Here is a 19,106-nt window from a genome sequence, read left to right as displayed (position 1 = left end):
TATTTTTCTCTTTTTTATTTTTTTATATTTTTTAAAGCTTTTTTTTATTGCAGATTATTTTATTAGTTTCAGAGTTAATTCTTTATTTTTAGTTATTTTATTAGTTTCAGAGTTTATCCTTTAGTTTTTAGCTATTTTATTAGTTTTAGAAAATTTTCTTATTTTTAAATTAGTTTGAATATATTAAAACTAATAATTTTTTTAAAAAAATATTTTTCTTAAAAAAGTTTATTTTAGAAATATTTTCGTCTAAAAGAATTATATAAAAAATCTTTTCTTTTGAAAAGTTTATTTTAAAAAATAAGTAATTGAATTAATTTTTATATTTAACTAATTCTCCGATTCTATTTAAAACTGAATCAATAGATTTTTGACTGTAATTCAATTCAATAGCATCAAATTTACAGTTTTTAACACAATGTCCGCAACCAACACATTTGTTTTGATCGATTGTAATCTTGTCATCTTTTAAGCTGATTGCATCTGCAAAACAGATGTCCTCTCCTAAACATTTCATACAGTTTTTACAGTTTTCCTCGATTGTATTAACTTGAACGTCTTCAAGTCTATGAATTCTAGAACTAATGTCTTCATCAAGGTCAGGAATCACTTTCCATAAACAGCAGCATGGACAGCAGTGGCAAATGGTTAAAAGGTCTTCCTTAGGTCCTACATTCATCCAGATGGTGTCAATTTTATTTCTGCCTATAACATGGCTTAAACCTTCACTTTCAGCCCAATCAACATGTTCCAAAGCCTCTTCGACTGTTGCTCTTTTACCATATTTTGATGCAATCTTTCTTGAAGCAGGGCCAATGAATATGCATCCCAAGTCTTGAGGATAATCCTCACAGTTGGCTGAAGTTCTACAAAGGCATTGGTTCATGATTACAATATTCTTTGATTCTCTGATGACTGATTTAAGGATTTCGCTAGGTATGAATTCAGATTCGTCCTTTTGGAAACTTGCATTGACTTCGATGTTTGTTTCTATTTTGGTTTTTTTCTTATTTTTGTTTATTGATTTCTTGTTTGGAAGGACATATATTTCATCTTCATCGAAAAGGACTTTGTCAATAATTGTTTTAGCTATTTTTGACTTTCTACTTAAGCTTGCAAGGAAAAATCTTGTGTGAAATGTGTACTTTACAAGGAAAGTAGTTATATCTTCGTAATATCCTTTTCTCATTCTTTAACGTCCTTTATTTTTTAAATCAATTGATAAGTATGAATTTTATTTTTTTATGGCTTGATTAATGGATAGTTTTTAATTGTTTTTTAATTGTTTTTATTTTTTTATTCTTTTTCATCTAATTTTAGATTTAAACGTCTTAGAATTCCCTTAAATGTATGGGCTTCTCTTCCAGTGATGAAAGCCCTATTAATTATATTTTTAAAGGTTTTCAAGCCATTTTTCTTTTTATGCTCTGGGATTGGAAGGTGTTCAATCAATTGTTCCATATCCTTTAGCAAATATTCCTTTTCAAGTGCAGTGCTTTCAGATAATCCTTCAACAGGATATTCGTTTCTGTTTTTAAAGATTTCATACAGAATTATCGCTGCGGCATGTGAAATGTTCATGATTGGATAGGATGGATCTGTTGGAATGCTTACAATAATGTCGCACATTTCAATTTCTTCGTTTGAAAGTCCGTCTCCCTCTCTTCCAAATAGAATAGCTATTTTTTCATTATAATTCATTGATTTTCCAAGTTCTTCCGGTTTGATTGGAATTCTTGAAAGGTTATAGCTTCCTCCAGGCATTCCTGTGGAACCTACTATAAAATCAATGGATTTGTCTTTGGCAAATTCCTCAACACTTTCATAGACTAAGGCATTTTCAACAGTTTCCCTTGCATGCATGGCCTGATAAAATGCCTCATCCTTAAGTTCTGGAGGATTTATTAAAACCAGCTTTTTAAGTCCAAAGTTTCCCATGGTTCTTGCTAAAAAACCAATATTTCCAGGAGTTTCACATTCTACAAAAACTACATAGATGTTTTCTTTAAGTCTAATATCCTCTTCGGACTCGACTATTTCCTTTATTGTACCTCTGGTACTATTTTTATATTTTTGTTTCATGATTTAACTCTTTATTGGTTTTATATCTAAAATTAGTTTTAATTTTTTAAAAGATTAAATGGCTTAAAATTTTTATTTTTTTTTAATCCTTTTTGGGATTTTATTTTTATTTATTTATTTTTTTTAATCCTTTTTGGGGATTTTATTTTTATTTTATTTTTTTTTTAATCCTTTTTTGATTTTATTTTTATTTATTTTTTTAAATCCCTTTTTTTGAATTATTCGTCATAAGCCATTTTTAATAATTGAATAAGATTTAAGGTTTTAACGTCCTCTAAACCGATTGCATTTAAACCGTCCTGGAGGTTGATTTGACAGAATGGGCAAATTGTAGTAACATACTCTGCTCCAGTGTCCTTAATCATGCCTGCCTTGTCTTTAGCAAGTTCAAGTGCAATTTCAGGTTTTCCAGACTTTATGCCTCCACCTGCACCACAGCATTGGCAAGGAAGTGCAAGCTCTTCAAATTCCACACCTGGAATCATGCCAATAATCTCTCTAGGCTGGTCTTTGATTCCTTGGCCTCTTGACAAGTGGCAAGGGTCATGCCAGGTTACCTTGGTATCAAGCTCCTTCATGCTTGATGCATCAAGCTTGTCTACTAAAAACTCACTGATATCCTGTACATTAAGTTTGGAGCCGAATTTAGGGTGATCATTTTTAAGTGTAGCTCCGCAACCGGCACAGATTGTAATTACAGTGTCATAATCCTTAAAGACTTCCTTGTTTCTATCAACAAGGTCCTGAACAACATCTGTTTGTCCAGTTCTTAAAAGAGGGGAACCGCAACATACCTGGCCTTCCGGAATGTCAATTTCAATATTGTTTGCTTCCAGAACATCCATTAAGGCATTTCCAACATTTTGGGCTCTGTAATCAACCATACATCCTGTGAATAATGCAACTTTCTCTTTGCTATTGTCTTTTCCTTCACTTTCCCATTTTTTATGGATGCCTTCAATAAATGGTTCTTCAGGTTTGCTTACAGAACGTCCGCTTTTTGTGATATTGTCTTTAAAGACTTTATGAGCATCAAGAGGTCCTAAATCTCTACTGTATGCCATAGCTCTAAGTTTTTCTATAGCATCTCCAAAACTGTTAATGTTTTTAGGACAGATTGAACCGCATTTACCACAACTTGTACAGTCATACATTCCGCTATCGATTGCCTCTATGATTCTGTCATATCCGTCTCTTGGATCGAAATCGAACTTGGAGATGTATCTTAGGAAATAAGGTCCTAAAAACTCTTCCTTAAAGTGTTTTACAACAGGACAAGTTGATAAACAGGTATAACATTCAATACAACTTCTAACTTTTTTAGTGTCTTTGATATCTTCAGGATTTAGTTTTTCGTGTGCAGTTTCCTCATTGCAGTTTAAGTTCATCTGCAATTCCTTTATTTTAGCGTCTGCTGAACTTCTGTCAACTACCAAATCCTTTATTACTGGGAAATCTAATGGTTCAATTAATCTATTGTCCTTGATTTGAGATTTGCAAGCGAGAGCTCCGTTTCCATTAACTTTCACCCCACATGAACCACATTGTCCAGCCTTACATGAACTTCTGAAACTAATGTCTGCATCGTATTTTTTATTGATTTCCTCTAATGCATCAAGTATTTTCATTCCTGGACTTTCTTCAATTTCATAAGATTCAATATGAGGTTCTTTATCCTTTTCTCTATCGAATCTTTTTACATAAACAGTAATCATGTTATCACTTTTATTTTATTGAAATCTGTAATTTTGATTTTTAAAGTTTAAATTTGTTTTTTTTATCTTTTTTTAATTTAAACTTTTGATTTTTTAAGTTTAAATTTGTTTTTTTTATCTTTTTTTTAATTTAAACTTTTGATTTTTTAAGTTTAATTTTCTTATTTTATCATTTAAGTTTGTAAAATCTATAATTTTAAAATCATTTATATTTTTGTATATTTTATTATATAGTTTTTAGTATTTTTTCAATGAATTTTATTGAATTTTAAGAATTTTTTTAAGTTTTTTATTATTTTATTGTTTAATTGCATTGATTTTTAAATAATTTTATCAAAATAAATTTTATTTTCATATTTTTTAAATCATTTTTTTTAAAATAATTTTATTTTCATATTTTTTATATCATTTTTTTTTTAAAAAATTTAATATCATTCTAAAATTTAATCATTTTATGCTATATATTAAATATTTAAAAAAACTAATAATTAATTATGATAATTAATTAAAAAATTTTAATTTATTTTAATTTTTTAATCAAATATTATATTTATCTAATAACTTATGATGTGATGGAGATTAAATAACTTTATTTTTATTAAAAATTTAAGAATTTTAAGCTTTTTAGCTAATTTGTTTTTATTAAAAATTTAAGAATTATGAATTTTTAAGCTAATTAATTTCTTATAAGACTTAAAGAATCTTAATCTTAATTTTAATTGTTTAAATTTGTTTAATCTCAGTAAGGTGAATTTTTATGGCTTATGATCAATTAGTAACTAGTGAAAAGGGAGATAGACTTTTTTTACTTGGAAATGAAGCTGCTGTTAGAGGAGCAATAGAGGCAGGTGTGTCAGTGGCAGCAACATATCCTGGAACTCCTTCTTCAGAAATAGGAAATATCTTGTCCGTAGTTGCAAAGGATGCTTCAATGTATTTTGAATTTTCTGCTAATGAAAAAGTGGCTATGGAGGTGGCTGCAACTGCTGCTGCAAGTGGTCTTAGATCATTTACATTTATGAAGCATGTAGGTTTGAATGTTGCGAGCGATTCATTTATGACCACTGCATACTCTGGAGTTAAGGGCGGTATGGTTATTTTGGTTGCAGATGATCCTTCATTGTTTTCCTCTCAAAATGAGCAGGATACAAGACATTATTCAAGATTGTCTTCAATTCCAATCCTTGAACCTTCAAGCCCTCAGGAAATTAAGGACATGATGGTTTATGCTTATGACTTGTCTGAACAGTTCCAGATTCCAGTTATTCTTAGAACAAGTACCCGTGTTTCTCACATGAGAGGAATTGTAAGTTTTGGAGATGTTAATGATCCTAAATCCACTACAAAGGAAGGGGAATCAGATGGGCATTGGTTAAAAGGATATTTTGTTAAAAGTCCAAGGGATTTTGTACCTGTTCCTGCAAATTCATTAGAGATGCATGTAAAACTTGCAGATAAGATGGAAACTCTTCTTGAGGTCGCAAATGAATCAGAATTTAATGAGGTCTATTCCTTTGAGGAAGGTGCACTTCAAGGCAAATATGGTGTAATTGCCTCTGGAGGTGCATTTAATTATGCTTATGATGTAGTCAGCCAAAATAGTTTGGGAATGGATATTTTAAAGATTGCCTTATCCTATCCTTGTCCAAAGGACTTAATTAAGGACTTTTGTAATAATTTGGAAGGGGTCTTTATTGTAGAGGAAGTTGATCCAATTCTTGAAAAGGACGTTTTGGCTGTATTGGGAGAAAATAATTTGGATTGTCCTGTTTACGGTAAAATAGATGGAACTTTCCCAATGGTTCATGAATACAATCCGGATATTGTTAAAAATTCCATCAATAAAGTGGTTTCTGAGTTGGAAATTTCTGACTTTGAGGATTCTGAAGCTCTTGATGGGGATTCAGATTTAAGTGCATCATTGGAAAAGGGCTTAATTGAGAATACCATTCCTATGGAATTATCTGAAGGATTAAGCAACTTGGTTGAAAATATTCCAACCCGTTCCCCAACACTTTGTGCAGGCTGTTCACACAGATCTGCTTTCTATGCAAGTGTAAGGGCTTATGAGGAATTGGGCTATGCAAAGGAGGATATGATTTTTGCATCTGATATTGGATGTTATACCTTGGGAATTAGCCCTCCATATGAAACTGCAGATTATCTTCTTGCAATGGGTTCATCAGTTGGTGACGGCTGCGGATTTTCAGTTGCAACAAATCAGCATGTTATGAGCTTTATTGGAGATTCTACATTCTTCCACAGCGGTTTATCTCCTCTTGTCAATGCGGTTCACAATAAAAACAAGTTTGTATTGACAATTTTGGATAATAGAATCACTGCAATGACTGGCGGTCAACCAAACCCTGGAATTCCTGTTGATGGAATGGGTGATGAGGCTCCTGCAGTTTCAATTGAAGATATTGTAGAAGCTATTGGGGTTAAATTCCTAAAGATTGTAAATCCTCACAACATTAGAAAGACCATTGATATCTATAAGGAAGCTCTTGAATATGATGGAGTTGCAGTTGTTATTGCAAGATATCCTTGTACATTGATTAAGGGCCAAAAGAAAAAGGCTCCTATGGTGATTAAGGATAATTGTGTAAAATGTTTGACCTGTATTGAAAAGCTTGCATGTCCTGCAATATCTTATCTTAATGGTGAAGTAAAAGTTGATGAGGCTCTCTGTAAGTCATGTACTGTCTGTATACAAATTTGTCCGAATAAGGCTATTGGAGTTAAAAGGTGATTGGATGGCTCAAGAATTAGAAAATATTGATTCCGGTTTAAAAAAGGAAAACTACAGCATTTATATTTCAGGTGTAGGCGGTCAAGGAATTATTAAAACATCTGTAATCATTGGAGAAGCTGCAATGCTTGAAGGTTATGATGTATGCATGAGTGAAATTCATGGAATGAGTCAAAGGGGAGGTTCTGTATCTACAGAACTTAAGATAGGTAATTTCAAATCTTCCATTGTAGAGGAATATAAGGCAGATTTGATTCTTTCATTTGAACCTATTGAAGTATTAAGAGGTTTGAATAAGGCAAATAAGGACACTACCTTGATTTTTAATACTTTTCCGATTGTACCTTCAACCCTTACCCAAACTGGAGAGACTTATCCGGACATTGAAAGGGAAATCATTCCATCTCTTAAGGAGAATTTCGATTCAGTTTATCCGATTGAGGCAAATGGTTTGGCTTTGGATGCCGGAAGTATTTTATCTTTGAACATGGTTTTATTAGGTGCTGCAGTTGCTAATGATTCTTTCCCACTTTCCAAGGAATCTGTGATTACTGCAATGAAACACAATTTAGCTCCTAAATTCCATGAAATGAATTTAAAAGCTATTGAAAATGGATATAATGCAGTTAAAGGCTCATTATAATCTATTTTTTAATTTTATTTTTTTATTTAGTTAATTTTGGAATGTTTTTTATTAATTAATTGTTTTATTTAGTTAATTTAAAAAAATTGGTTTTCTTTATTAATTAATTGTTTTTTTTAGTTAATTTTTAATAAAATTGGTTTTCTTTATTAATTAATTGTTTTATTTAATTAATTTCTTTTGAAAAATTCCATTTCATTTTTGAGGTGATTTTTATGGATAAAAAAGAATTTGGTATGGATTTGGAAAAGTCTGCAGAATATATTTTTAACAGATACAATAATCCATTAATTACTGAAGAAATAGCTATTGAATTAGTGCCTATTATTAAAGAACAGTTGAATTATTGTAATAATTTAGATTCAATAATTGATTATTCCAGTTTTTTAACTCCGAATCAGATAGAATCCGTATTTATGGAGGATTTATCTTATATTTCAGCTAAAGAAAATTTAAGTTTGGAAGAGAAAATAGATTTGGTTATGGATTCCCAAGAAGATAAATGTCTTTATAAGTTAGATAACTTGAATTATATCTTTTTTAATAATACTAAAGAATAATTAAATCTTTTTTTATTTTATTTTATTCCTTTTTTCTTTTTTTAGGAATTGAATCTTTTTTTTATTTTATTTTATTTAATTTTATTTTTTATTTTTTTCTCATTATTCTTTTAATATTATTTTTAGAATTTAATCATTTTTTATCTCTTTTCCTGTTTTCATGTAATTTTATTCCACAAATCTTACATACTGTGTCTTTTTCTTTAATCTTGTTTCCGCAATTAGGACAATATTCAATATGTAATTTAGGCTCTGTAGCCTTAATCTTCTTATTGACAAATATTTCCTCTCTAATTCTTTTGTCTTTAATTAAACAGTTTCTGTCCCAATTATTTTCCATTAAGGTTTTTTTAACATAATATGCTTCAACCATGGTGGTGTATTGTCCAAAGTGTTCGTCTCCCCTTACAACACAGAATTTGCGTTCCTTGTGGTTAAAAATAATTTCTCCTTCCCTTTCCTTTTTATTGAATTTAATTCCCTTGATTTGTCCTCTTGGGCGGCTTTCTGGAAATGGTGGCAATTCCATATTTTCATATTTGTTTGGAAGGTCACATTCTACAAGGAGATCATAATCAAATTTACAATAAATCAGGCAATCCCTTTCATAGAGGGCATCAGATAATTTACTAAATTCTCCATAGTCTTTATTTTTATGTTTTATACGATATTTATCTCCAGATTTTACAATGTTTCTGTAAAAATATCTTATATTAGTAGATACTATCTTAACACCTCCATTCAGCGATTTAACTGATGTAAAAAAATATTAAATTTTCATACATATAGATTAATATAACTTTGTTTTACATTGATATTAAATTTTATTACTTGTGTTTTCTTAAATTTGGATTTAGGATTTTATGATTTTTTGATTTAATTTTTTTACTTATTTTTTATATTTTAATAAAATTTATCTCCTTTATCTATAAGAGCAATTATAAAATTTTATTTTTTATACTTTCTATTAAAAATATTGATTTTATGATTAAAATTTATTAATCTTTTATTCATTACTTGTATTTTAATTGGACAATTATTTAATTAAAATGATGAATAATTTTTTTCACTTTTTCTCTTTTTCATAAATTCATTTTTGCACTTTTTTTTATTTTCACATTATCACATTTTAATAAAAATTATTTTCAGCTATTTTAAATAAAAATAAATAAAACTTATTTTAAATTTAATATTGATGAAGACTATAATTAATGGATTGGTTTTAAAAGGTTTAGAACTTGAACCTGTAAAGGAAAACATAGTAATTGATGATGATGGGCTCATTTTGGAAATCTCCAAGGATTCTCATGAAGGAGAGATTATAGACGCTCAAAATTGCATTGTCTCCCCTCGTCTTGTAAATGCTCACACCCATATTGGAGACAGCATTATCAAGGATCAAGGTGAAGGATTAAGTCTTGATGAAATGGTAAAGCCTCCAAATGGAATCAAGCATATTGCACTTGAATCTGCAGATGATGATGAACTTATTGAAGCTATGCGAGCATCAATGTGGGATATGTATAATCATGGAATAAGTCATTTTATCGATTATCGTGAAGGTGGATTGGAAGGTGTCAAGCTTTTAAAGAAAGCTTGTAAGGATATTCCAATCACTCCAATCATTTTAGCCCGTGACAGTTCCTTTTATGGAGAGGATGCTAATTTCCATATGGTTAAAATGGCATTAAGAAAACTTTTAAAGGAAGCTGATGGAATTGGATTAAGTGGTTTTGGGGAAATTGACACCACTGTTGCAGAGATAATCTGTGAAAAATGTGCTAAGGCTTCTAAGATTTCTTCAATTCATGTTGCTGAAAGTGAGAAAAACCAATTGGATTCATTGGAAAAAATCAATAAAACTGAACCTCAAAGGGCATTTGAGGCTAATTTCAATCAAATAGTTCATATGACCAATCCTAAAAAGAATGATATAGACTTGCTTGCCGAATCAAATGCTTCCCTTTGTATTTGCCCACGTTCAAATGGGGATTTGGCAGTTGGAATTGTTCCTCTATTGGAAATCCTGAATAAAGGAATTAAGCCATTGATAGGTTCTGACAATATTATGATTAATTCTCCAAACTTGTTTAGGGAAATAGAATTTACATTAAAGATGATGAAGGGATTGTATAAGACTCATATTGATTCAAGGGAGGTTTTAAAATTTGCAACTACCAATCCTGTTGAGTCAATTTCCAAACTTCCAAAGGTAAACAAGTCATATATTGAAGTTGGTCAAAAGGCAGAGTTGTTTATAGCTCGTAAAAAGTCTGAAAATCCTTATTTAAGTTTGATTAATAGAACAGAAGAAAGTGACATAATTAAGATTATTTAATTTTATTTTAATTTTTGAATTTTTATTTAAAATTAAATGAAATTATTAATTTTAATTTTTTGAATTTTTTTTTTAAAAATTAATGGAAAGGTTAATTTTATTTATTTTTAAAATATTCTCTGAATTGCTTTCTAATAGGAATTTATTAAAAAACCTTCATTTGTTCGTTATTATTCCAACATAAACTTTATAATTCTTTTTTAATAAATATATAATTGAACTTAGTTAACTAATTAAGTCAGTTAACTAAATTCTTTTTTTAATTTTTGATATTTTTCAGGTGATTATATGGTTGAACAATTGTATAAGAAAATATTATTGCCAACAGATGGTTCTAAATATTCAGATAAATCTGAAAAACATGCATTATATATTGCTGCCAATAATAATGCAGAAATTGTAGCCTTAAGTGTTATAGAAAATTCATTTTCCATTGGACTTCCTGCAGATGACACTATAAGGGAAGTAAATAATTTACTTAAGGAAGAAACTGAATTAAATCTAAAAAAAGTGGAAAGACTTAGGGATGAAGAAGGATTGGATGTACAGATTACTACAAAAGTGGCTGAAGGAAATCCTGCCCGTGTTATACTTGAAACCGTTGAAGAAGAGGACATCGATCTTGTTGTTATTGGAAGTTCTGGTAAAACAGGACTTGATAAGTTCTTAATGGGTAGTGTAGCTGAAAAGGTAGTAAAATCTGCTAAATGTAATGTTTTGGTAATTCATTAGTTCTTATTTTTCTAATTTTTTCTATTTTTCTAATTTTTTCTATTTTTCTTATTTTTTATTTTTTATAATTTATTTTTTATTAATTTATTTTTTATTTATTTTATTTTCTTATTTTTTATTTTTTATTAATTTATTTTCTTATTTTTCTATTTTCCTTATTTTTTATTTCTTATTTTTTATTTTTCATTTTTTTTATTCTTTTTCAGTTGATTTATTTAAGTATTTATACTATGAAGTTAATATTTTATTTATTCAAATTTTATTCATTAAATTTACTATTTTAATTAATATTTGATTACTTTTCATTAATTTTAATTTAATAATTTTTTTGGTTTTAACATGAAAGAATTAGATTTTGATTTAGAGAATAATCCCTTTATAGGATTTATGTCAGCAAGATATTCTGTCTCTGCAAAATTAAATGTAAAAAATATGTGGTTTTATTCAAAGGAAAATGATTTGTCCTTTTTCACTCTCTCACTTGCTGCATTGATGGATGCACTAAATAAGGTTCCGGAACTTAAAAGAAGAATAATCGATGGAAGGGTCATTGAATATGATTATTTGGAGGGGGTATGTCCAATTATGGATGAAAAAAATAAGATCTTTAAGGAAATGAGGGTTAAAACTCCTGATTCCTTTGAAAAGCTCATTGACTGGCATGATTATGTTCAAAAACTTGAAAAGGATATTCTTGAAGGAAATGCTGAAGCTTTTACATTGGATATGCTTAAAAGAGATCAAACAAATATTGCTAACTTTTCATGTATTCCTTGGATTGATTTTGATTCAATTACCACTGCAATCTCTACTAAAAATCAGATTCAACCTCTTTTGACTTGGGGGAAAGTAAATGAGGATTATGAGATGACTGTTGCATTGACAGTAAATCATATCTTTGTTAATGGAAAGGAATTGGCTAATTTCTATCAATTTGCTCAAGAAAACTTTGACAATTGTTTAGGATTAAAATAATTATTTTTTATTCTTTTTTATTCTTTTTTATTCTTTTTTATTCTTTTTTATTCTTTTTTAAATTAAATTATTATTATTATTTTATTCTATTTTCTTATTTTTTTTAAAAAATAATTTTTGTCAATTTAGATTTCTATTTTTATTTTGTTTTTGTTTAATTTTATCTTCTTTTAATTGTCTTTTGTTTTATTTTTTAATAATTTATTTTATTTCATTTATTTTTTTCTAATTAAAATTTTGTAAAATTGTAAATTTTTTAATTTTTTTTTAAAAAAATACTAAATTATTTAAATAATAATTGATAAATTAATAAATGATTAGTGATATTAATATTCAAACTTTTGTTTGAAATTAAAAAACTATTAATTTTTATTCAATAATATTATTTGTCTTGTTTAAGATTTTTAGATAATTAATTTTTATTAGTAAATTATTTATCTTGTTAAATTTTATTTAGAAAATTAATTTTAATTTGTTAATATTAGAGAAAATCTCATTTAAATTTAAATTTCTAATAGAAAATTGTTAATAAAAAAATAAAGTCAATTTTGACCTTAGAGGTGTTATTATGAAAGTAAAAGATGTAGCATCTACTGATGTAATTCATGTTACTGTGCCTGGAAGTCGTGATGAGGCATTAAGTAAAATGAAAAAAGAAGATGTTTCCGTAGTTCCAGTAATTAAAAAAGACACTGGAAAGTTAGTGGGTATCTTAACCCGTTCAGATATGATTACTAATCCTGATGAAGAACAAATTGCTATGTTGATGACTAGGAATTTGATTACTGCTAAAATGGATGATGATTTATCTTCAGTTGCAGAAAAAATGGTGGAAAATGTAATTAGAAGAGTTCCTGTTATAAACGATGATGGTGAATTGATAGGTATTGTAACTAGTTTTGATATGGTTGCACAAGCTATTGCAGAAATGGACATTAAGGATCCTGTTGAAAATTACATGATTAAATCCATTCCATCAACTTGGGATGAAACTCCTTTGAATGTTGCATTTGAAGTAATGAAATTCTTTGGATTAAAATCAGTAATTGGTTTAAACTCAAACAATAAAATGACTGGAATCTTGACTGAAACAGATTTTATTGCTGAAAGTGAAATCATTTCCGAACGTACTGAACACAGTTCTTCTGTAGGTACTGAAGGAGATAAATGGTCTTGGGACAGTACTTCTGTTTTATATATTGAGAAAAACCATCTCAAGTTCACTGACAAAGTATTTAAAGATGTTGCTTCTACTGATGTTGTAACTGCAAATACTAAAACTAAAGTTTCCGTTTGCGCTGAAAAGATGAAATCTCTTGACGTTGAACAATTGCCAGTTATTGGTATTGAAGGGGAACTTGTAGGTTTGGTCAGAGCAAGTGATTTGATTAAAGCTTTACTTTAAGCTTTAATTCCTTTCTTTTTTTATTAATATTTCTATTTTTGAATTTTCTCTTTTCATTTTCTTTTTTTATTTCATTCCATTTTTTTAGGGATTTAATCTTTTTTTATTCTAGTTTATTTCTTTTTTCTATTTTTTCAATTTTAATCTATTTATAGTAGTTTAGATAAATAAGTTAATATTCATTTTAATTTATTTTAAATTTTTAATTTTTAATTTTTAATTATTTTTAAATATTTTAAATTTTAAATTTATTTTTATAATTTTATTGTGTGTAAATATGTCTTCAGAACCTATTTTAGTTATTAAGGATACCGATTCAAGTATTGGAATAAGAGCAAGGCTTGGAGATGATTACTCTGAACATGAGATTCAATTAAATGTCATGTTGGCCTATTATTGGGACAATGATCTTCCGGTTATTGAAAATCTCGTTGATCTTTTTGAAACTGTTGTTAAAAGAACAATAAATGAGGTCATTCCACATAAAAATCTTTATCTTAAATATAATCTAATTACTGATGATGAGTTAAAAAATGCAAGCAGATTTGAAATTCATCTTTTGGAAGTTAAGGCAGATGAGCTTTCATTAAGATTGGATGGTAAGATTCTTGCATTAAAGGGACTTTCTTCTAAGGAAGAATATGCAAAAGGAGCTTTGATTGACAAGGGTGAAGTCAAGGATATTGAAAAGGAAAAAGAAGACAATTTAATTTTAAATGACTCTCCAAGTGTGATGAGTTTAATTGAAAAGAATATTCCAACCGAGGAAAAACTCTCTTTCAAGGAATTTGTTAAAAAACAGCAGGAATTAAATAAGAATCAGTAAGTTTTTTCTTTGTTTATTTTTATAATATTTAAAAAAAGAAGAATTAGATTAAATCTAATTCTTTAAATTATAATTTTAAAAGTTTAAATTTTATTTTTTAATTATTCTTTAAAGAATAAGTCTGTTTTTTAAGTATCTTTATCTTTAAAGAATGGTATTTATTTTAAGCAATTCGTCTAATCAATGGTAAAATTTTAACAAAAGCCTCTTTTGCTTCCAGTTTGTCTTTATTGTTTTCAATAACTATTTTTCCGTCTCTAAAGACTTTGGCCTTTTTACCATAAATCATGAATTTGAGATATCCGATTTCCTCAAGGGTTTCCAGATTACTTATAATCGCTTCTTCCTTATTTTCTTCAATGAATTTCTCAAATTCCCTTGAACTTGCATTAATATTTATTCCAAATGGCAGGCTTCTTCTAAATGTGTAGTTTTCTTCACCAATATCCATGTTTTCATCTTTTACAAGATAATCGATTCCAGTTTCAAGACCAATGTTTAAGAGAACCTTGTCATATTGGGCAGCCTTTAAATCCTTAACAATCAAATCGATTTTTCCCTTGTCCAAAATGTTTTCAAGATTGTCAATTTCAATTGTTGCTACATTGTTTGCTTCTCTTAGCTTTACTATGTCGCTTCCGGTAATTGTTTTAATGTAATCCTCACAATAGTCAAGCCTGTTTATCTTTTCAATTGTAAGCTTTTCATTTGTCTGTATTCTTGTTGCAAGACAAGTTGTAGACTTGGAATATTCAATGTTGTTTCGTTCAATATAATCATGAATTTCATAGGTTTCAAGTTCCGCCTCTATGAATGGACTTTCAATATTGTATTCATATTTCATCAGGATTCCTGGGCGGTCATGAGTAAGGTCAGTAATGTTGTTTCCGTCCACAATGATTTCATAACCCTCTTTTTGAGCCTTTTCTTTTATGGCTCCGTACATTAATTTTCTACACAATAAACATCTTTTTGGACTGTTATGTACAAATTCATCAATGTCAAGGAAGTTTCCTTCAACGATTTCATGTTTTATTCCGATTTCCTCAGCCCTTCTTTTTGCAAAGAGTAAAAATTCACTTGGCAGAATCTTGTTGTCATAGGTAATTCCAAGTACATCTGCTCCTGCCTCCTTTGCAAGATGAGCTATTAATGTACTGTCCGCTCCACCTGAAAATGCCAAAGCTATTTTTTTGTTATTTAATATCTCTTTAACTTTCTCTATCTTCTGATTTGTGTTCATTTTATCACTAATAAATTCCAATTTTAAAATTTATTATTAATTAAAACTGATTAATCGCCCGAATTATTATTTAATCCCATTTTTAAAATAATAAATTAACTATTGTTATATTTTTAATTCTTTTTAAAAGTTTCTATTACATTGTTATAATCCTAAAATAAGTTAATTTTTTGATTTTATCCATTAAAATAAGTTTATTTGTTTATAAATCTTTTAAAATTTAGTATAAATGTCTAATAATTGCAAATTTTTATGCTATTGTATTTAATTTTAAAAGTTTTTTTTATTTTTTTTATGAATTCGATTAAATTTTTAATAGTTTTTTTATTTTTTTATGAATAAATTTTTAAAAGTTTTTTCTCATGATTATTGGCTGTTTTTTTATCCCAGAGTTTTTATGTAATTTAAAACCTCAACTGCATCCTTGTGCTTAACATCTTCCTGTTTTAGAACAAAATCGATTAGTTCAGTTTTCTTTTTATCTTCCATTTCCACATTTTTAAAGATGTTTGAATAAGTTCTTTTAGGATAATAAATCTCCTTTGCAATGCCTAGAATATAATCCTTTTCCTCTTCATTTATTATTCCCTTATCTACTGCAGAGATTAGATTGTATTCCACATTTACCAAAGCCTCGGAAATGTTTACTTTTCGCTCAGGATCAAAACTAAGTGCTACATCATCATCTGATGAGATAGCTCCTGAGCGGTATTGCTTATAGACATACCCTATTCCAACCATTCCCAAATCATCAAGTTCTGATGCTCTTAAGGCCCCCATGCTGCTTCCGCCAACAACAGTTATTCCTTTATCCAAAGCCTTCATGATTTCCTTATGAGCAACTGCTGGGCTGTGGTGGAACACTCCGTCTATGATTCCAATCACATCAGGCTTTTCACTGATTGCCTTAAGAATGTCTCCTCTTTTTACAGGGCTCCTATAATCTGCATCCAAAATCTCTTTAGCCTCTTCCTCTTGAATAGACAATCCTAAATAAACAATAATCTTTTTAGTCATTGAATCATCCTAAGTTTAAATTAATCCTCTTCTTACTTTTCTATCATATTCCAATGCTCTGTTTCCCAGTCTTTCCTCATCCAGGGAATATAATTCAGCTTTAGGAATAATTACCCTTGCAACATTTATGTCAATTTCCTTTCTTGTCAGGTCTGTAAACAGTATTCTGTCAAGCCCTACCTTTTGAACCTCTTCAATGCTTGTTTCAATGTCCTTTTTAATTGAGTTTGAACTTTTATCCTCAATGTCTGCAAGGTCTATCTTTTCATCCTCCTCCATGAAGTAATGCTTGTTCATTCTCTTCATGTTTTCGTAACCTGCCTTACGCATGAAGTCTGCATTGATTGTGTCCTCACGAGTTCCATGAATTTGTGTTGCCCTGCTTTGAGCAACTTCTGTCAATGCCCTTATTACAGCAACATTTGGGTCAAGGTGGGTTCCAACACCTAATGTAAGGAGTGCAGGATCCTTAAGGAGCATATCATCTGAACTTGCAGCAACTGTAGTGATGTCCAAATCTGCAGTAATGTCCATAAGCTTGATTTTTATGTTTTCCTGATTGAATTTATCTAAAAGCTCATTGATAATATCGTTTTCAATGCTGTCCTGATTTATTTCTTTTTTGTTTCTTTTGGTCAGTTCGAAAATGCTCCATGCATCCCTTTCAACAACTTCAAATATTCCATGCAAAACGGATTCCTCTATAATGTTTCCTGAAGCCAATCCATTTGTGTTTCCTTTAAAAATAGCTATTGGACTTGGTATATTGTCTCTGCTTGGAATATATGGGTGGAAAACAGCATTTGCCGGAACATAAATTGTTTCGTCTCTAGTTATGTCAGTTGATTCAATCCATTCCAATCTTGAATTTTCAACATTTTGTGTAGTGAAGTTCTTTGGAAGGAGTAAGTCCTTTGGATTTAAGGTGTTTTCCTTATTCAAGTTTGGATTTGAATTATTTATTATTTCATTGTATGTGGAAACAATCATTCTTTCCTTGTCTATATCCTGTTTTTCTGCAGAATATCTTTCAAAACCTTCCATCATTGCAGAAGCCTTTGCCTGCTCTTTTGTTACTCCCTTTCCTGCATAAACACTTACACTGCCTTCCTGTGCAGTTGGGCGTATTGCAGAAAATACTGGGATTTTTATTCTGTCAAGGTCAGTGATATCTGTAATTCTACTTATTCCAGCAGTTCTAAGCTTTTTCTCATTTTCATCAATTGTCTCTTGAGGATCCTTGATTCTATGGGTTCCTCTAAAGAATCTAATTGGAATATCTTCAAACATATTTTTTATCCTTTAGCTATTTTTAATAAGTTATATTATTATTTTAGTATTGATTATTTATAAGGTTTAATTTTTAAGTAATAAAAATAAATATTTATTTAGAAAAATATATTGAATTTTTAAATAATTGTATTAATGCGTAATTTGTTCATAGTATAATTTTGATGTGAAAAAAAATGTGGTAACAGTAATCGTTATAATAATGTGCATTTTGTTATGCCATCCTAAAAAGCCTGAAAAGCGGCAGCCGCGAAGCCCTGGCCCTCCTATGGCAAGAGGAAAACGGCCACGTGCTGAACCTGGCCTTCAGGATGCTCAAGGACCGGGACCAGGCCGAGGACATACTGATGGATGTCTTTGTCCAGGTGCCTTCCGCCGTGCAAAAATTCCGCGGAGAAAGCGCACTGGCCACGTGGCTCTACAGGCTCACCGTCAATGCCTGCCTCATGAAACTCCGGGCAGAGCGCAGGCACGCCGAGCTAGAAGAAGAAAACTGGGGCACTATCGTCGAAAGCGCCCTGGGAACAAACGAAGGAGAGCAGGAAACCGACGTGGAGCTTTTGACCTTGGGTCTGAACCAGCTGCCCGCCGAAACGCGGGGCATGCTCTGGCTCAAGGACGCCGAGGGGCTAGACATCAAGGATTTAACGGAGATTTACCGCATGCCCAGCGGCACCGTCAAGGCAAGGCTCAGCAGGGCGAGGCACTTTGTAAAGGACTTCTTGACAAGGAAACAGAAAAATGCGTGATTTCATCGACTTTTCCAAAATGGAGCGGATTTCCCCCAGGGCCGATTCCTGGGACAGGGTCTGCGCAAGGATTACCCTGGCCGAAAAAGCCAAGGTCATCCGCCTCCGGCTGTTTTCAGCCATCCCCCTGGCAGCCAGCTTCGCGCTGGTGGGTTTTAGCATTCTGCTTTCCTCCATGGATTCCGTCGAAACAAGCCCGCTTTCCATACGGCAGGTCGCCTACACGGATCTTACCTCCTGGTATGGAGAGCTGGGCGAAGGCGAAAGCGACGAACTGGAAACCCTAGACAATTCACAAACTCTCACCTACCTACTCAAGGAGGAACAACAATGAAAGGCTCCGTAAAACTCTTTATCGCAAGCCTCCTGGTGCTTGCGTGCGCCGTGGGATTTTTCCTAGGCGCCACCTGCTACGGCATTCCCCATTTCTGCCACAAGGCACCCTGTCAAAAGGGAATGGCAAAGGAACTGCCCATCAACCACAATCACGGCGACAAGCAAAAGGACCTCGACAAGGAGAAACTCCATAAGGGTCCGGGTCCTGCGGAAATGGACTCCATCTTGCAGGTGACACCCGAGCAGAAGGCCGAATTGGACAAGTTCCGCGAAAGCATGGAACAGTCCTTCAAGGTGCTCCGCAAGCAGAAGATGGATGCGGAAAAGACGCTGAAGGATGCGCTGGACAATGGCGACGAAGCTAAAATCGGAGAAGCCAAGGCGCAAATCCTCGCTGCCCAGGAAGCCCTCCTCAACAACCGCATCGAGGGCGTGATAAACCT

General features: G+C 30.8%; 18 protein-coding genes. 11 read left to right on the top strand and 7 right to left on the bottom strand.

Features of this window, described 5'->3' with window-relative positions; translation table 11 throughout:
- Nucleotides 1-313: 313 nt before the first annotated feature.
- From Q0138_RS08380 to tfrB, 3 genes are all read right to left on the bottom strand, one after another.
- Nucleotides 314-1,189, bottom strand: a complete 876-nt coding sequence (locus Q0138_RS08380) for a 4Fe-4S binding protein (protein WP_297983298.1) — start codon at nucleotides 1,187-1,189, stop codon at nucleotides 314-316.
- 107 nt (nucleotides 1,190-1,296) lie between these two features.
- Nucleotides 1,297-2,082 (bottom strand): RNA methyltransferase, encoded by a 786-nt coding sequence (locus Q0138_RS08375; protein WP_297983296.1) that lies wholly within the window; start codon nucleotides 2,080-2,082, stop codon nucleotides 1,297-1,299.
- Nucleotides 2,083-2,300: 218 nt separating this feature from the next.
- Nucleotides 2,301-3,797, bottom strand: a complete 1,497-nt coding sequence (gene tfrB / locus Q0138_RS08370; RefSeq protein WP_297983293.1) for a fumarate reductase (CoM/CoB) subunit TfrB — start codon at nucleotides 3,795-3,797, stop codon at nucleotides 2,301-2,303.
- Between the two features lie 757 nt (nucleotides 3,798-4,554).
- Here tfrB and iorA point away from each other — a divergent pair.
- The 3 genes from iorA to Q0138_RS08355 all read left to right on the top strand — a co-directional run bounded on the left by iorA (nucleotide 4,555) and on the right by Q0138_RS08355 (nucleotide 7,752).
- The gene (gene iorA, locus Q0138_RS08365) at nucleotides 4,555-6,549 is read left to right on the top strand and encodes an indolepyruvate ferredoxin oxidoreductase subunit alpha (protein WP_297983290.1); all 1,995 of its coding nucleotides are present in this window, start codon (nucleotides 4,555-4,557) and stop codon (nucleotides 6,547-6,549) included.
- 4 nt (nucleotides 6,550-6,553) lie between these two features.
- A complete protein-coding gene (locus tag Q0138_RS08360; protein WP_297983288.1) occupies nucleotides 6,554-7,192 on the top strand; it encodes an indolepyruvate oxidoreductase subunit beta in 639 nt (212 codons plus the stop codon).
- A 215-nt stretch (nucleotides 7,193-7,407) separates the two neighbouring features.
- Nucleotides 7,408-7,752 (top strand): hypothetical protein, encoded by a 345-nt coding sequence (locus Q0138_RS08355; RefSeq protein WP_297983285.1) that lies wholly within the window; start codon nucleotides 7,408-7,410, stop codon nucleotides 7,750-7,752.
- 133 nt (nucleotides 7,753-7,885) lie between these two features.
- Here the strand turns inward: Q0138_RS08355 and Q0138_RS08350 are convergent, their stop codons facing one another.
- Complete coding sequence (locus tag Q0138_RS08350) at nucleotides 7,886-8,281, bottom strand: zinc ribbon domain-containing protein (protein WP_297983282.1); 396 nt, start codon at nucleotides 8,279-8,281, stop codon at nucleotides 7,886-7,888.
- A gap of 666 nt (nucleotides 8,282-8,947) precedes the next feature.
- Between Q0138_RS08350 and Q0138_RS08345 the strand changes: the two genes are divergently transcribed.
- The 5 genes from Q0138_RS08345 (at nucleotide 8,948) to Q0138_RS08325 (ending at nucleotide 14,028) form a co-directional block, all read left to right on the top strand.
- Nucleotides 8,948-10,090 carry an amidohydrolase family protein gene (locus tag Q0138_RS08345; RefSeq protein ID WP_297983279.1) on the top strand — a complete coding sequence of 381 codons (1,143 nt, stop codon included), beginning with the start codon at nucleotides 8,948-8,950 and terminating at the stop codon, nucleotides 10,088-10,090.
- A gap of 300 nt (nucleotides 10,091-10,390) precedes the next feature.
- Nucleotides 10,391-10,822: a universal stress protein gene (locus Q0138_RS08340; RefSeq protein ID WP_297983361.1), complete on the top strand. Its 432-nt coding sequence runs from the start codon at nucleotides 10,391-10,393 to the stop codon at nucleotides 10,820-10,822.
- A 339-nt stretch (nucleotides 10,823-11,161) separates the two neighbouring features.
- On the top strand, nucleotides 11,162-11,797 hold the full coding sequence (locus Q0138_RS08335; protein WP_297983277.1) for a CatA-like O-acetyltransferase: 636 nt from the start codon (nucleotides 11,162-11,164) through the stop codon (nucleotides 11,795-11,797).
- A gap of 568 nt (nucleotides 11,798-12,365) precedes the next feature.
- Nucleotides 12,366-13,202, top strand: a complete 837-nt coding sequence (locus tag Q0138_RS08330) for a CBS domain-containing protein (protein WP_297983274.1) — start codon at nucleotides 12,366-12,368, stop codon at nucleotides 13,200-13,202.
- Nucleotides 13,203-13,479: 277 nt separating this feature from the next.
- On the top strand, nucleotides 13,480-14,028 hold the full coding sequence (locus Q0138_RS08325; protein WP_297983271.1) for a hypothetical protein: 549 nt from the start codon (nucleotides 13,480-13,482) through the stop codon (nucleotides 14,026-14,028).
- Between the two features lie 163 nt (nucleotides 14,029-14,191).
- On the opposite strand, the gene larE is transcribed toward Q0138_RS08325, so the two are convergent.
- The 3 genes from larE to Q0138_RS08310 form a co-directional block, all read right to left on the bottom strand.
- Nucleotides 14,192-15,271: an ATP-dependent sacrificial sulfur transferase LarE gene (larE, locus tag Q0138_RS08320; RefSeq protein WP_297983268.1), complete on the bottom strand. Its 1,080-nt coding sequence runs from the start codon at nucleotides 15,269-15,271 to the stop codon at nucleotides 14,192-14,194.
- A 381-nt stretch (nucleotides 15,272-15,652) separates the two neighbouring features.
- Nucleotides 15,653-16,288 (bottom strand): TfuA-related McrA-glycine thioamidation protein, encoded by a 636-nt coding sequence (locus Q0138_RS08315; protein ID WP_297983267.1) that lies wholly within the window; start codon nucleotides 16,286-16,288, stop codon nucleotides 15,653-15,655.
- 15 nt (nucleotides 16,289-16,303) lie between these two features.
- Nucleotides 16,304-17,578: a YcaO-related McrA-glycine thioamidation protein gene (locus Q0138_RS08310; RefSeq protein ID WP_297983266.1), complete on the bottom strand. Its 1,275-nt coding sequence runs from the start codon at nucleotides 17,576-17,578 to the stop codon at nucleotides 16,304-16,306.
- A gap of 221 nt (nucleotides 17,579-17,799) precedes the next feature.
- On the opposite strand from Q0138_RS08310, the gene Q0138_RS08305 reads away from it, so the two are divergent.
- The 3 genes from Q0138_RS08305 to Q0138_RS08295 all read left to right on the top strand — a co-directional run.
- Nucleotides 17,800-18,327, top strand: coding sequence for a sigma-70 family RNA polymerase sigma factor (locus Q0138_RS08305; protein WP_346662274.1), 528 nt, complete (start codon nucleotides 17,800-17,802; stop codon nucleotides 18,325-18,327).
- Entirely contained in the window at nucleotides 18,320-18,661 is a 342-nt protein-coding gene (locus tag Q0138_RS08300) for a hypothetical protein (protein WP_297983263.1), read from the top strand. Before Q0138_RS08305 ends, Q0138_RS08300 begins: the two co-directional genes overlap by 8 nt.
- Nucleotides 18,658-19,106 (top strand): Spy/CpxP family protein refolding chaperone (locus Q0138_RS08295; protein ID WP_297983261.1); only part of this gene is annotated, 449 nt, incomplete at its 3' end. The genes Q0138_RS08300 and Q0138_RS08295, both read left to right, overlap by 4 nt.

Origin of the sequence: uncultured Methanobrevibacter sp. (assembly GCF_937906425.1) — an archaeon.
Lineage (GTDB): Archaea > Methanobacteriota > Methanobacteria > Methanobacteriales > Methanobacteriaceae > Methanobrevibacter.
The sequence above is the reverse complement of the archived record's forward strand: the minus strand, read 5'-3'. Positions and strand labels throughout refer to the sequence as shown.